This window comes from Algibacter agarivorans, from assembly GCF_039543245.1.
GTDB lineage: Bacteria > Bacteroidota > Bacteroidia > Flavobacteriales > Flavobacteriaceae > Algibacter_G > Algibacter_G agarivorans.
The window spans coordinates 49298-65107 of record NZ_BAABJJ010000036.1 but is presented as its reverse complement, the minus strand read 5'-3'; the positions used below and the strand labels follow the sequence as shown (position 1 = coordinate 65107).

Genomic DNA, 15810 nt, shown 5'->3' with positions numbered 1-15810 from the left:
AATTATGGGTTTAATTGCAGATTTTTACTTCTTAAGTTTATTATTGTAATAAGTTTAATTGAAATGTTGAGTGAGGGATGCAATTTGTTGGACGTGAAAGTGATAAAATAGAATAGTGAAAAAAGGAAGTCATAAAATGCTTATGTTAAATAAAATGATAAAACAACTAGTAAAATATAAAAGTAGAAATGTGATTAAACTGCTTTTAGTAGTATTAATGCTAACAATAGCAAGTTGTGATTCCGTTTCTACAGTTTTGGTCACGGATCTTAAATGTGAATATCGAACAAACCCCTTGGGAATTGATAATATCAAACCAAGATTTAGTTGGAAGCTTATTGAAGAAAACAAAAAAAGAGGTCAGGAACAAAGCGCTTTTCAGGTCTTAGTCGCTAGTAGTTTGTATAATTTGCAGCATGACACTGGAGATGTATGGGATTCTGGTCAACTTGATACAGATAAATCTACGAATAATGTTTATGAAGGAGAAAATTTAGAATCTTCAAAGCAATATTTCTGGAAGGTTAAAGTATGGGATGTTTCAGGAAAAGCTTCAAATTGGAGTAATACAGGAACATTTTCAATGGGACTTCTTAATAAAGAAGATTGGAAGGGGACATGGATTTACAAACAAGACCAAAATAAGAAAGACCATAACTGGTATAGAAAGAATTTCACATTAGATGAAGACCCTAAATCAGGATTTCTACATGTGGCTTCTTTTGGATATCATGAAGTATATGTCAATGGTGAAAAAGTAAGTATAGGCGTAATGAATCCAGTTGCGTCAGCTATGAAAAAACGTTTACCTTATTTAACATATGATATAAAAGACTACCTAACAGAAGGTGATAATGTTATTGGGATATGGCATGCGGCAGGTTGGGCAAGATGGGGTAGGATAAAAGATTACTACGATCCGCCATTTGTATTTAAAGCTCAGGCTCAAATTAAAGTTGGTAATAGTGATCTAGTATTGGAAACCAACGAAACATGGAAATGTAAAAAAAGTTATAGCTCGTATTATGGTGCTTGGGATATTCTGGATTTTGGAGGTGAAGTTATTGACGAACGTTTAAGAGAAGACGATTGGAATACGGCTAAATATGATGATAGTAATTGGGCAAATGCCAAAATATTTGACGATTCTAAAGAAATGGAGGTTGGTATAGCCGATATAAACTTAGGTCCAAAAGGTGCTGTTCGTGTACCAAGTACAGATGCTAATCCACCGAGTGGAAAAATAACAGCAACTTTAAGCGCCCAAATGGTAGAGCCTCAAGTTAAATACAAACAGGTAAACTCTATTGGTGTTAAGAAAAATAAAGATGGTACCTACCTAATTGATATGGGCGAAAACTATACAGGTTATTTTGAAATGAACATGTATAATGGTGTTGAAGGTGATTCCATAGTATTTGAAATTAGCGACCAAGAAGGGCAAACATCCTCTTGGAAACAAAAAAGCAAGTACATTTATAATAAAACAGGCGAAGGTCATTTTACAAATCGTTTTAATTTAGCTGGCGGACGCTGGGTAACGGTTTCTGGGTTGAATTATAAACCAGAATTAAAAGATATAAAAGGCTACGTTATTACAAATAATCGTAAGCAGATTAGTCAATTTGAAAGTTCTAGCGAACTGTTGAATAAAATTTATCAAATAAACCTGAATACCTATTTAGCGAATACTATTGATGGTATTTTAGTGGATTGTCCGCATCGTGAACGCCGTGGTTGGGGCGAAGTTACTGTAGCGGCCATATACGGTGATGCTTTACCTAATTTTGAAAGTGGTGCTTACATGGAGCAATATGCACAGTTTATGCAAGATGCGCAAGCCGATGATGGTAAGGTACGTGCTGTTATAAATGGCGACGATTTTAACTTTTTAATGTGGATGGCAAATAGCCCCATTACCATTTGGGAAACGTATCGCACCTTTGGAGATAAGCGTTTGCTAGAAAACCATTACACTTCCATGAAAAAATGGATGCATTGGTTGTATGAGCATTCAAATTATGAAACGGGAGGTGCTTTAATTATTGGAAAACGCGGAACCTTAGAATTCCCTGGTTTGGGCGATTGGTGTACACCACGAGGAAACTTCTGGTCGGCAAGTAATTCACCAGAATCGGCGCATTTTAACAATTGTGTGTATGCGTTTATGCTCGATTGTGCTAAGAATGTTGCAGAAACACTCGGTAAGAAAGAGGATGTAATAGTATATTCAGGACGTTTAAAAGTGCAACGTGATGCGACGCACAAACAGACTTACGATCCTGAGACAGGAAAGTATGGTGAAGGCCATCAAGTGAATCAAGCTTTTGCCTTAATTTCAGGTATTACACCCGAATCTGAAAAGCAAAAAGTGTATGATAATATGGTAGATCAGGTACTCTATAAATTTCCATATTACGATACAGGAAGCTCTGGGCAAGCATTGTATACGCGCTATTTTACAGAGTATGGAGAGCGCATGGATTTAATTTATGAATTGCTTCAAGATACAAGGCACCCAAGTTATGGCTATTTTATAGAGCAGGGTAGAACCGTTTGGCCAGAGCGATGGTCTGCAATAGGAAGCAGTCAAATTCATACTTGCTATACGGGCATAGGCGGCTATTTTATTAAAGGGTTTGCTGGTATTAGACCAGATTCAGATCATTTAGGTATGCAGCATTTTATTGTAAAACCTGCTCCTGTGGGCGATTTAACTTATGCGAATACAGAATACGAATCCATGTATGGAAACATCGTTGTAAACTGGAAAAAAACAGAGACAGATGCATTGTTTCATATTGAAATTCCTGTAAACACATCAGCTAAAGTATATATCCCTGCTAATAAAAGCAAAGATGTTTTAGAAGGAGAAACCTTTGCTGAAGATGTTGATAGTATTACTTATATAGGTTCAGAAAAAAGTGATGCGGTAGGTAATTATGTTATTTATAAAGTAGGTTCTGGTGTATATGATTTTAAAGTGAATAAGCTTCCAGAAACAAGATATCCTGCACCTTTAAATCAACCTGAAAATTTGGCTTTAATAGGACGAATGAATGCGTCTTCAATGACAATACAATCTGCAAAATTGCCTGTTTTTGAAGCGTTTAGAGCCAATGATGAAAACTTGGAAACCCATTGGAAGGCAAATAGTACTGAAAACGAATGGCTGGAAGTAGAGTGGGTAAATCCTCAAAAGTTTAACCAAGTTGTAATAGATGAGTTCAATACAAATATTTCAAGCTATAAAATTCAATACTTTAATGATGGTAAATGGAATGATGTGGCTAAAGGTGAAAATTGTGGAGTTAATAATAGTCATGATTTTAAAACGGTAACAGCATCAAAATGTAGAATTCTAATCCTTAAATCAAAAAGTAACCCAGCAATTTCAGAGTTCAAGATTTCCCATAAATAAATGGAGTCTATAAAATATAGGTTTACTATTATTTAATAGAAGAGTTAAAAAATAAAAATATAGAAATATGAAAACATTATCTAAATCCTACGGTAGTGTAATCCTGGTTTATCTACTGTTTTTCAGTTCTTTAGTTTATGCTATAGAGGTAAAAGACTTAAAGTGTAATTCAGAGGTAAACCCATTGGGTATAACCAATTCAAGTCCTTATTTTAGTTGGACATATATAGGAGATGAAAAGAGCCCGAAGCAAGGCGGTTATCGTATTATGATGGCTACATCTATTGAGAAGCTTAAATACCCAGATATTTGGGATACTGGACCAACAAGTACATCAGAAACCGGCCCGTTTCAATATTCAGGAGCCCCCTTAAAGTCAGGTCAGCGTGTGTATTGGAAAGTAACGGTTTGGGGAAACAACCGAGGAGCAGCACATAGCGAACTATCTTGGTTTGAAATGGGAGACATAGAAAACCCAGAAACCGCATTTCAACCTTATGTATTTCCTAACAGCAATGGCATTATACAAATTTCATTGAATGGACATGATGATGGGCGCACATTTGAAGGTATTGGTGGAGTAAGTGCGGGTGCTTCTTCGGACTTGTTGTATGATTACGAAGATTCAGTTAGAAGTCAGATACTTGATTATTTGTTTAAACCCAAATTTGGTGCCGGTTTTCAGCATTTAAAAGTAGAAATGGGTGGTGGTGAAAACTCAACCTGTGGTTCAGAACCATCACATGCTATTACACGAGAAGAGTTAAAAAATCCGGTATCACGAGGTTATGAATTTTGGTTAATGAAAGAGGCCTGTAACAGAAATCCTAAGGTTATTCTAGAATATCTTCCGTGGAGTTTTCCTGGGTACTTAAAACCTGATATTTATACATCCGAATCTGCAGAGTATTTTGTTACTTTTTTGGATGTTGCTAAAAAACAGTGGGAATTGGATATAGATTGGGTTGCAGCTGCAGAAAATGAGAATTATACAAATCGTGATTGGCTTGTAAATGAAGTGCGTCCTTTACTAGATTCTCGAGGTTATAATAATGTGAAAATTCAAGGTCCAGATGATAATAGCGGAGATTGGAAGATATTTAACGAATTTGAAAATGATAAAGCATTCGATGAAGTAGTAGAAGCTGTAGGTTACCACTATGTTACAGGGCGTGAGTTTAACGAAAATATGGTGGATGGTCGCGGACGTCCTACAACCGAAAAAGCTAAGAATAGTGGTAAACTATTATGGGCTAGTGAAGATTGGAGTTGGACAGGAAAAGATTGGGGAGGCGCAGGAGCGCTAAATTTGGCTCGCATTTACAACAAGTTTTATATCCGAGACAGAATTACTAAAACATTAATATGGGCTCCTATAGGTTCAATCTATAAATCAGTAACTTGGGATAAAGCTGGGGCTATGAAGGCAAACAGTCCGTGGAGTGGTTATTATGAAGTTTGGCCAACTATTTGGGCCACAGCACACACTACTCAGTTTACTGAGCCTCTCAACTGGCAGTACTTAAACAGTGCATGCGGTCTTTTTGACAGCGCAACTTATAAAGGAAGTTGTGTAACTTTAAAAGAAAAAAATAGCCCAGAGTGGAGTATGATAATTTGCACCGAAAAGCAAGAAGAAATTGAAATTAAAATAGGAGAAGGTCTTTCAACAGGTACAGTTAATGTCTGGAAATCTGATGAAAATGAGCAGTTTGTTCAGCAAGAAAGCGTAATGCCAAAAGATGGAGTGATTCGAATTTCACTAGATCCCCAATCTATATATTCTTTAACTACTACCTCTGGACAGCAAAAAGGGACTTATAAAATTCCTGAAGAACAGCCATTTCCTTTTCCGTATAGGGAAGACTATGAAGATAGAAAAGCGGGAGATCTTCCTAAGTACCATTCAGATCAAACGGGGAGTTTTGAAATTGCTTTAAAAGAAGATGGTTCGCAATGTTTAAAACAAATTATTCCCGAACAAGGTTACGACTGGATGCGGGTTTATCGACATTCAAACATTAAACCCAATACACTAGTGGGTGATGTAAACTGGGAGAATTACACCTGTAGTGTCGACGTATTTATTGAAGGAGGTAATTTAGAATTAGGAGGACGTGTTCAAGGAAGTTACCTAAAAGGCTATCGTTTTCAGGTAGCGAAAAATGGTAATTGGAAATTGATGTTTGATAAGGAGGTGCTAAAAGAAGGCGTTATTCCTAATTTTGATGGTAATCAATGGCATGCCCTTAAGCTCACTTTTCAAAATAAAGAAGTAGAAGCTTTTGTAGATGAGGTTTCTTTGGTAAACGTATCACATCAAAAGACCACGGGGTATGTTATGTTGGCTAGTTCCTACGATGAAAACCTATTTGATAATTTAGAAATCACCCACTAGTAACAAGCATAGTTCTAATGAGGCTTAAAACACTTGAATGCAAATCGAATAAGTTATATAAAAAATGAAAAACAGATTATTAATTCCTTTATGTTTGATATTGACGTTATGCATTCTGAGTTGCCGTGAATCATCAATAAAACTTACAAATTTGCGTTGTGAATACCGTATAAATCCTTTGGGAATAGATAATACAGCTCCAAGATTAAGTTGGAAACTTGTTGAAGTTAATCAGACTAGAGGGCAGAAGCAAACGGCTTATCAAATTTTAGTAGCTAGTAGTTTAGATGTTTTAAGTCATGATAAAGGCGATGTATGGGATTCAGGAAAAATAGAAACCAATCAATCTGTTAACAATACTTATCAAGGCAATACGCTAGAGTCTGCAAAACAATACTTCTGGAAAGTAAAAGTTTGGGATGCTTCGGGCAATGCTTCGCATTGGAGTGAACCGGCTACATTTTCTATGGGATTGCTTAATCAAGAGGATTGGAAAGGCGACTGGATTTTAAAAAGCGATCAAAAAAAGACCGACCACAACTGGTACCGAAAGAATTTTGAACTAAAAGAGGAGGCTACGTCAGCATTTGTTTTTATAGGATCATTTGGCTACCATGAATTGTATGTGAATGGAGAAAAAGTTACTGATAATGTCATGAATCCAGTATCATCATACATGAAAAAAAGGATTCCGTATTTAACTTATGACATTTCAGATAAACTCAAAAAAGGTGATAATGTAATTGCTATTTGGCACGCTGCAGGTTGGGCACGTTGGAGACGAATTAGAGAGTATAGAAACATTCCTTTTGTATTTAAAGCACAAGCTGAAATACAAACCAGTATAAATCAAATGACACTTAGTACCGATGAAACCTGGAAGTGCAAAAAAAGTCACAGCGAGTATTATGGCGATTGGGATATTTTGCGTTTTGGAGGAGAAACTATTGACGATAGAAAACGAGAGGACAATTGGAATACATCAGATTACGATGATAGTAACTGGATGAATGCTATTGTTTACAATCACAACATGCTTAATGAAAATATACCAGAAGGGAACAACATAAGCTTTGCACTAAATAGTATAAAAGATAGAGAAGTTCGTGCATTATATAGTCCAATAACGGCTAAATTAAGTGCACAAATTGTAGAACCTCAAGTAAAATTTAAAGAAGTAAAACCTATAAGTATATCATATAATAAAGATGGTAGTTGTCTTATAGATATGGGAGAAAATTATACAGGCTTCTTCGAAATAGAATTATATAATGGAAAAGAAGGTGGTGCCGTTTATTTTGAAATAAGTGATCAATTAGGTCAAACAACCAGTTGGAATCAAAAGAGTAAATACATTTTCGGTAAATCTGGAAAAGGAAAATTCCAAAATCGATTTAATGTCGCTGGTGGACGATGGGTTACCGTTTATGGTTTAAAATATGAACCCAAAATAGCAGACGCTAAAGGATACGTTGTAACCAATAACCGAAAGCAAATCAGTAAGTTTGAATCTTCTAGTAAACAACTCAATCAAATTTATCAAATTAATTTAAATACCTATTTAGCAAACACAATGGATGGTATCTTGGTAGACTGTCCTCATAGAGAACGTCGTGGTTGGGGAGAAGTTACTGTAGCGGCCATGTACGGAGATGCGTTGCCCAATTTTGAAAGCGGTGCCTATATGGATCAGTATTTACAATATACCAGAGATGCTCAGTTGCATGATGGTCAAATCAGGGGTGTTATAAACGAAGAAGACCGTCCGTTTTTAATGTGGAAAGCCAATAGTCCATTAACGGTTTGGGAAACTTACAGAATGTTGGGAGACAAAAAGGTGCTGGAAGACAACTATGAATCTATGCAAAAATGGATGAAATGGATGCTAGATCATTCTAATTTTGAAACGGGAGGCGCTATAAAAGCAGGAAAACAAGGCGCAAGAGAATTCCCTGGATTAGGTGATTGGTGTACACCACGAGGTAATTTTTGGACGAGCAGTAATTCGCCTGAAGCCGTTCATTTTAATAATTGTTTGTATGCTTTTATGCTAGATAATGCAGAGAAAATTGCAAAAGTGTTAGGCAAGAATGAAGATGCAAAAAAATATGCAAATTGGTTAAAAGTTCAGCGAGAAGCAACTCACAAACTATCATACAATCCAAAGACAGGAAAGTACGTAAAAGGCCAGCAAGTAGATCAAGCATTTGCACTACTGTCTGGAGTAACGCCAGCATCAGAAACGGAAAAAGTAGAAGCTGTTTTGGAAGATAATGTACTGTATAAATTTCCTTATTACGACACAGGTAGTTCAGGACAAGCATTATACACGCGTTATTTTATTGAGTCTGGAGAGCGAATGGATTTAATTTATGAATTACTTGAAGATAAACATCATCCTAGTTATGGCTATTTTATAGAGCAAGGAAAAACGGTTTGGCCAGAACGTTGGTCTGCAGTTGGAAACAGTCAGATACATACCTGTTACACAGGAATTGGAGGATATTTTATAAAAGGTTTTGGCGGAATAAGACCTAATCCTGAAAGTTTAGGAATGCAAAGTATGATTATAAAACCCGCACTAGTTGGAGATTTAACGTATGCAAATACTGAGTATAAATCTTTGTATGGAAATGTGATTGTAAATTGGACAAAGAAAGATGATAAAGCAAAATTTCATATTGAAGTTCCTGTAAATACAACAGCAAAAATTTATGTGCCAGCTACAGATAAAGAAAGTGTTAAAGAAGGAAATCAGTTGGCTGAAAATTCCAAAAGTATAAGTTATGTTGGTACTGAAAAAAATGCTGCCGTAAGTAATTATGTGATTTTTAATGTAGAATCTGGAATTTACAATTTTGATGTAACTGAGGTACCAAAAACAACATTCCCTGAACCACTAAATACCTTAGATAATCTAGCTTTAGTAGGTAGAATGAGTGCGTCATCTATGTTTATTGAAACAGAGAAACTTCCGGGTTTTGAAGCTTTTAAAGCAAATGATGAAGATGATGAAACGCGATGGTTATCTGCTAAAACTAAAAATCAATATTTAGAAGTTACTTGGGTAAAACCACAAACTTTTAATAAAGTTGTAATTAGTGAGTTTGATAATCAAATCATTTCATATAAAATTCAATATTGGGTTAATAATGAATGGAAAGATAACGCTAGCGGTACAAGTCGTGGTGCAAATAAAGAACATAGTTTTGATAAGGTTACATCAACTAAATGTAGAATTTATATCGTTGATTCAAAAAATGTACCTTCAATTAAAGAGTTTAAAATATTTAATATAAAATAATAATGTTAAATGTTGGAGTATTAGCTGTTGCAAGTATGGCTGTATATCAACTTGATAAATTTATTATGTATAACAAGGAGTTAATTTCTTCTGAAAAAGCAAGAAATTTAAATAATAAGCTTCAAAAATAATTTTTAAATAAGATGAATAAATAGCAAATACAATTAAATAAATTAATACAAATGAAAACAAAACTAGTATTTTTAATACTACTAACAAGCGTTAGTTTTATCTCAAAAGCACAATCAAAAAAATTAACAAACTCTATTATTGGCGAAAACGTTGTTTTTGAAGAAAAAGCAGGTCTTGTAGCTGTTGAAGCCGAATTCTTTTACAAACAAACTAAAAAGGATGTTAGACAGTGGTATCGGTCTTCTAAGTTTGAAAAACCTAATGTTGGAAGAGATGAAGATACATTGCACGTTTATGGCTCGAGTAACAATGCTTACCTAGAGATTTTACCAGACACAAGGGTAACTCATGATGATGAATTAATAAAAGGGGAGAATTTTAGCGACATTCCTGGTGTTATGGCTACGGTGCATTATAAAGTCAAATTTAATAATCCAGGACGTTATTATGTTTGGGCACGAATTATGAGTACTGGTGGAGAAGACAATGGTGTGCATGTAGGTTTAAATGGTGAATGGCCAGAAAGTGGGCAACGCATGCAATGGTGTGAAGGGCGTACTCATTGGACATGGGCTAGCAAGCAACGTACTAAAGAGATACATTGCGGTATACCTTACAATATTTATCTAGATGTTAAAAAAGCAGGTGTACACGATATCCAATTTAGTATGCGCGAAGACGGTTTTGAGTTTGATAAGTTTATTTTAACAAAGGATAAATTGTATAAGCCAGAAGGTAAGGGGCCAAAAGTGAAGGCTATTGGTCAGCTTCCTAAGCCATATGCAAGTGTCTCAGCTCCTATCATAAAAAAGAATTACTTTAAAACTATTGCAGAAGCTTTACCTGATAATAAATGGATTGCAGCACAACAATTTCCATCTGTAGGCACCGATTTTTATACCAACGGAAAAAATTGGATGGCTATAAACCCGAAAACGCATAAAAAAGCAATAACCAGTACAGCATTTAATTTCGAAAGCGGAACTTATGATATCGTTTTTGTAGGTGTTGGTGAAAATGATGGTAGCTCTACATTCCAAATATTAATTAACGGAAAAGAAATTGGCACATATCAACCACCTTTAACAGATAAAATGTTTGAAGAAGGTAAAAATTCCACAAAAATTTGGAAAAGTATCAAGCTGAAAAAAGGCGATAAAATTACCGTTAAAGCTGAAGTTGGAACTGATGGAGAAGAATTTACACGTGGACGTTGGGCAGGAATTGTATTTACTCCTGTTGGAAAAGGTAAAAAAATACTAAATGCCCCATCATCCTATTCTCAAGACTAATAAGACAGCAATAGCAATTAAAATTAATAGACTTAATAAAAATTTAAAAAATGAATAAAATAGCTTTTTTTATAATAGTGGTACTGTTAATAACGGAAACTGCATTTTCACAAATAATTAATCCGCCTCTTGGTCGTATAGCCGTAGTTGCAGATGGTAATTCTCCAGACCCCGATGATTTAGGGGGAACGGCTGTTACCCTGGCATTACTTCGTGCTGCGGGTCTAGAAGATAAATTGGTGCACTATTCGCATAGTTGCGATATCGTGCCCTCTAATAGAATTTCGAAGGCAGCAGAAAGAGAGCGTCATGCATTGATGCAAACCACTTGCGACGGTACAGCCAGACGCTGGGGAGGATTTGAGCATTTAACCTTTATTGATGCTAAATGGAATTTAGATAAGGCCATAGAAGATCTGGCAAAATCTATTAATGCATCTACAGCAAATGATCCGCTTTGGATTGTAGAAGCAGGAGAACCAGATTTAATAGGTTTAGCCCTAGATGCGTCTTTAAAGTCGAAACATAAATTTGTAAAGGTAATTACACATCATCCGGCAAACGACCAAACCGGAGAGTTTTATGAATGGGAAGAAATTCTAGAGTTTAATGTAGAAGAAGTACGTATTCCAGACCAAAATATTCTATTAAAAGTAGATGAAAAACAGTGGGATTGGGCGAAGAATCATACAGATCATAGGTTGAGCTGGGTTTGGTTAATGGGAAAAACAGCTGAGATTGATAACGTGGTTAAGTTTCAAAAAGGAAAATGGGACTGTTCTGATGCCGGCATGATATATTATTGGATAACAGGAGCTAATGTAAATGAAGGCGAAATTCAACCTGCAGTATATCAGGTAAAAGATATGCTATTAAAATACGTTAAAAATACTTCTGAAGAAAAAAATAAAACAAAACATTAAAATGAGTAAAAAAAAATCAAAAACTATTAAAGTTGGTCTTTTTGGTATTGGTTTAGATACCTATTGGCCACAGTTTGAAGGCTTATTAGAACGATTGGAAGGCTATCAAAAGCAAGTAGCAGACAGAATGGAAGGCTTTGGAGCGGAGGTGATTAATGTAGGTTTGGTAGATTCTCCCGTAAAAGCTAGAGAAAAAGCACTGGTTTTAAAAACAGAAGATATTGATATACTTTTTCTATATGTTTCCACCTATGCTTTGTCTTCAACAGTTTTACCTGTTGTTCAAAAATTAGGATGTCCTGTAATCATTTTAAACATACAGCCCGTTGCAGCGATAGATTACGAAAGCTTTAATAAACTAGGAGATAGAGGTAAAATGACAGGGGAGTGGTTGGCACATTGTCAAGCTTGTTCTGTTCCAGAATTGGCAAATGTTTTCAATCGTTCTGGTATTGATTATGAATTTATCACAGGCTATTTAGATGAACAAGAAGTTTGGGATGAGATTCAAGATTGGATAGATGCTACTCAAGTAGTCAAAGTTATGAATAATAATCGTTTAGGGGTTTTAGGGCATTATTACTGTGGTATGCTTGATGTATATTCTGATTTGACCAAACAATCTGCCGCTTTTGGAACACACATTGAAATATTAGAAATGTGTGAAGTGAAAAAGTATCGAGATGCTGTTACAGAAAATGAAGTACAGGAAAAGATTAAGGAATTCCAAAGTACATTTGAAGTTCTTGATGTATGCGAAGAAGTTGAGTTAATACGTGCCGCAAAAACATCGATTGCATTAGATAAGTTAGTAGAAAATCACAATCTAGGTTCTATGGCATATTATTATGAAGGAGAATCGGCTAACGAATACGAAAACATTGTAACCTCTGTTATCGCAGGAAACACCTTGTTAACAGGAAAAAATGTACCTGTTGCAGGAGAGTATGAAGTAAAGAATGCGCAAGCCATGAAAATTATGGATGCCTTTGGTGTAGGAGGTTCGTTTTCTGAATTCTATGCTATGGATTTTAATGATGATATTGTCATGCTAGGACACGATGGTCCTGCGCATTTCGCGATAGCAGAAGGTAATGTGCAATTGGTGCCGTTACCGGTTTATCACGGTAAACCTGGAAAAGGTTTGTCTATTCAAATGACGGTAAAGCATGGTCATGTAACCTTATTGTCTGTTGTAGAAGGAAAAGATGCTGTGTTTTTGTTGGTTGCTGAAGGCGAATCGGTCGAAGGTCCTGTTTTGCAAATAGGAAACACGAATAGTCGTTATCGCTTTTCCATAGGGGCACGAGCGTTTATGAACGAATGGTCTAAACAGGGGCCTTCTCACCATTGCGCTATTGGTGTTGGGCATATTGCTAATAAAATTGAAAAGCTAGGACAGATTCTTGGTCTTAAGGTGGTTAAGATTTGTTAAGATGTTATATATGAAAGGTCTCATCACAATAAAATTCATACCTGCAGTAAAGAGTATTTGTTTTGGATTAGTAATACTTCTTACTTCATGTTTGACAAATTCAAATTCCGGTGATTCCGAAAAGGCCTCCCTTCAACAAAATTTTAAAAATCCACCACATGAGGTAAGACCACAAGCATGGTGGTGGTGGCTTCAAACACCTACCAACAAAGAAGCCATTACGAGTGATTTGGAAGAAATGAAAGCCAAAGGTTTATCAGGGTGTATGGTTTTAGATGGTGGTGTCGGTCCTTTTGGCTCACACAAATGGAAAAAGAAAACCGTGATTGATACTACAGAAATCAGATACGAAATCACAAACGAATACAAAAACGGAAGCTTGAGTCAGCCTGATGATAAAATGGAAACGTGGTCAGCACCATGGCGAGACATGGTGCGATTTGCTTCCCTTGAAGCTGGAAGATTAGGACTAGACTTTGGTGTTTTCATTGGTCCTGCTGGATGTGCTGCGCCTTGGGTAACTCCAAATTATGGACAACAAGAGATCGTTTGGAGTGAACTATCGGTTGAAGGAGGAAATATGATAAACCAAGATTTTCCTAAACCAAATTTTCCTGTTCAAATCAAAAGACAACGAGAAAATCAAACGGTAAAAGATGCACAAAATGCCTTTTACAATGATATTGCTATTTTGGCTTTTCCTGATAAGAAAACGCCCTCGATAAACGAAATAATAAGCTTAACTGACAAGCTTGATGGAAAAGGCCATTTAAAATGGAATGCTCCCAAAGGTGATTGGCGTGTTATTCGATTCGGCTACCGCCCAACCGGACGTAATTTAGGTGGTGTTTTTTATATCGACCATCTAAGTAGAGATGCTTTTGATTTGCATTGGCAAAAAACCGTGGGAATCTTGTTAAATGAGATGAATCCTGAGGAAAGAAAAGCTTTTAAATATGTAGAATGCGATAGCTGGGAAGCTGGTGACCCAAATTGGACAAAACATTTTCCAGAAGAATTCAAAGCACGCCGAGGTTATGATATTGTGAAATACATGCCAGCATTAATCGGAGTAAACATTGAATCTGATGAAACAACTGAGCATTTTTTAAATGATTTTAGATTAACCATTAGCGATTTAATTTCAGAAAATCATTATGGAAGGCAGCAAGAGGTTGCACACGAACACAAATTAGAATCTTATGCCGAAGCTGCAGGACCTCATCAATACCAAGCCGATTTAAAAAAGTGTGTAAGCAAATGCGATGTAGCGATGGGAGAATTTTGGATGCCTTCGCCACACAGAGAAAAACCGAGTGGTAGATTTTTAGTGCGTGAAGCCGCAACTGCAGCACATACCTATGGCATCAAAAAAGTATTTGCTGAGTCGTTCACTTCGGTGGGGCCTAATTGGGAGGTTTCTCCTTTTATGATGAAAGCCGCTGCAGATCAGGCATTTTGTGATGGACTCAACTGGATTTGCTTTCACACGTTTTCGCATCGTCCGTCTGTTACTGATGTACCTGGTTTAACACACAGTGCAGGTACTCATTTTGATAGAACGAATACGTGGTGGAATCAATCAATGCCATTTGTAGACTATCTTTCACGTTGCTCTTACATGCTACAACAAGGTTTGTTTGTTGCTGATGTGCTGTTTTATAACGGACACGGTTTACGATTAGGAGCTGATGCATTTGAATGGGAGGACGGTATGAAAAACCCACCCGAGAGTTTGGGTTCAGGTTACGATTATGATAAGTGTAACGACGAGGTTTTGTTAAACAGACTAGAATTCAAAAATAACAAATTGGTATTGCCAGATGATATGAGTTATAAGGTTTTGGTTATTGACGAAAAAACGCCTGTATCACTACAAGCATTGAAAAAAATAGTGAAACTTGCAGAACAAGGCGCAACAGTTGTGGGTAAAATAGAATCCTCAATGTTGGGAAATACAGACGATCTTAGTGAGTATCAAAATTTGACAAAACGTATTTGGGGCAATCTTGAAAATGGGGAATATAAAATTGGCAAAGGGAAATTTGTTTGGAATAAATCCATAAGAGAAGTCTTAAAGAATCAAAATATTCTTCCAGATTTTGAATGTACTGGTTTAAGTGATGTAGGGGTTATCGATTATATCCACCGCAAAACTGAAGATACCGATATCTATTATGTTTCAAGTAAATGGCAACCTGTTGAAAAAGTAGCCTGTACTTTCAGAGTGAGTGATAAACAGCCAGAATTATGGAATCCTGTCACAGGTGAAACGCGTCTTTTAACCAATTTTAAAGTAGAAAACGGACAAACCATTATCCCTATGGAGTTTGGACCGTCAAGTTCTTATTTTGTTGTTTTTAAAGAGTCAATATCACATCAAAATTCAGTTTCAAATTGGCCTAAATTTAAAACAGTTCAAAATATTGAAGGGGCGTGGGATTTGAGTTTTGATAAGAATTGGGGAGGACCAGAAACCATCGTTTTTCCAAATTTATTAGATTGGTCGAAACACGAAAACACAGGTGTTAAATATTACTCGGGTACTGCTGCCTATCGTAAAACTTTCGATATGATCTCTTTAAATGAAAATCAAGAGCTTTACCTTGATTTAGGACAAGTACATGAGTTGGCTCGTGTTAAAGTAAATGGTGTTGATCTAGGAGTTACTTGGTCAAAACCATACAGAGTAAACATTACATCGCATGTAAAGTCAAAAGGCAACACTTTAGAAATAGATGTTGTTAACCTTTGGCCAAATCGTCTTATTGGTGATGCCTTTTTTTCAGAAAAAGAGCAATTTGCTAAAACCAATATCAGAAAGTTCACTAAAGCAACACAGCTTCTGCCTTCTGGATTAATTGGGCCTGTACAAATTTTAACAACAAAAAATGATTAATTTTTC

7 protein-coding genes are annotated in these 15810 nt (G+C 36.1%); all 7 read left to right on the top strand.

Going from position 1 to position 15810, the window contains the following annotated elements:
• The first annotated feature begins 154 nt into the window (after positions 1-154).
• The 7 genes from ABD935_RS12565 to ABD935_RS12535 all read left to right on the top strand — a co-directional run bounded on the left by ABD935_RS12565 (position 155) and on the right by ABD935_RS12535 (position 15804).
• On the top strand, positions 155-3421 hold the full coding sequence (locus ABD935_RS12565; protein ID WP_345192458.1) for a family 78 glycoside hydrolase catalytic domain: 3267 nt from the start codon (positions 155-157) through the stop codon (positions 3419-3421).
• A 67-nt stretch (positions 3422-3488) separates the two neighbouring features.
• Positions 3489-5819 (top strand): glycoside hydrolase family 78 protein, encoded by a 2331-nt coding sequence (locus tag ABD935_RS12560; RefSeq protein WP_345192457.1) that lies wholly within the window; start codon positions 3489-3491, stop codon positions 5817-5819.
• 151 nt (positions 5820-5970) lie between these two features.
• Positions 5971-9123 (top strand): family 78 glycoside hydrolase catalytic domain, encoded by a 3153-nt coding sequence (locus tag ABD935_RS12555; RefSeq protein ID WP_345192456.1) that lies wholly within the window; start codon positions 5971-5973, stop codon positions 9121-9123.
• A gap of 182 nt (positions 9124-9305) precedes the next feature.
• Positions 9306-10547: a hypothetical protein gene (locus tag ABD935_RS12550; protein ID WP_345192455.1), complete on the top strand. Its 1242-nt coding sequence runs from the start codon at positions 9306-9308 to the stop codon at positions 10545-10547.
• Positions 10548-10597: 50 nt separating this feature from the next.
• Positions 10598-11470: a hypothetical protein gene (locus ABD935_RS12545; RefSeq protein WP_345192454.1), complete on the top strand. Its 873-nt coding sequence runs from the start codon at positions 10598-10600 to the stop codon at positions 11468-11470.
• A gap of 1 nt (position 11471) precedes the next feature.
• On the top strand, positions 11472-12905 hold the full coding sequence (locus ABD935_RS12540; RefSeq protein ID WP_345192453.1) for an L-fucose/L-arabinose isomerase family protein: 1434 nt from the start codon (positions 11472-11474) through the stop codon (positions 12903-12905).
• A 10-nt stretch (positions 12906-12915) separates the two neighbouring features.
• Positions 12916-15804 carry a glycosyl hydrolase gene (locus tag ABD935_RS12535; protein ID WP_345192452.1) on the top strand — a complete coding sequence of 963 codons (2889 nt, stop codon included), beginning with the start codon at positions 12916-12918 and terminating at the stop codon, positions 15802-15804.
• The last annotated feature ends 6 nt before the right edge of the window (positions 15805-15810 follow it).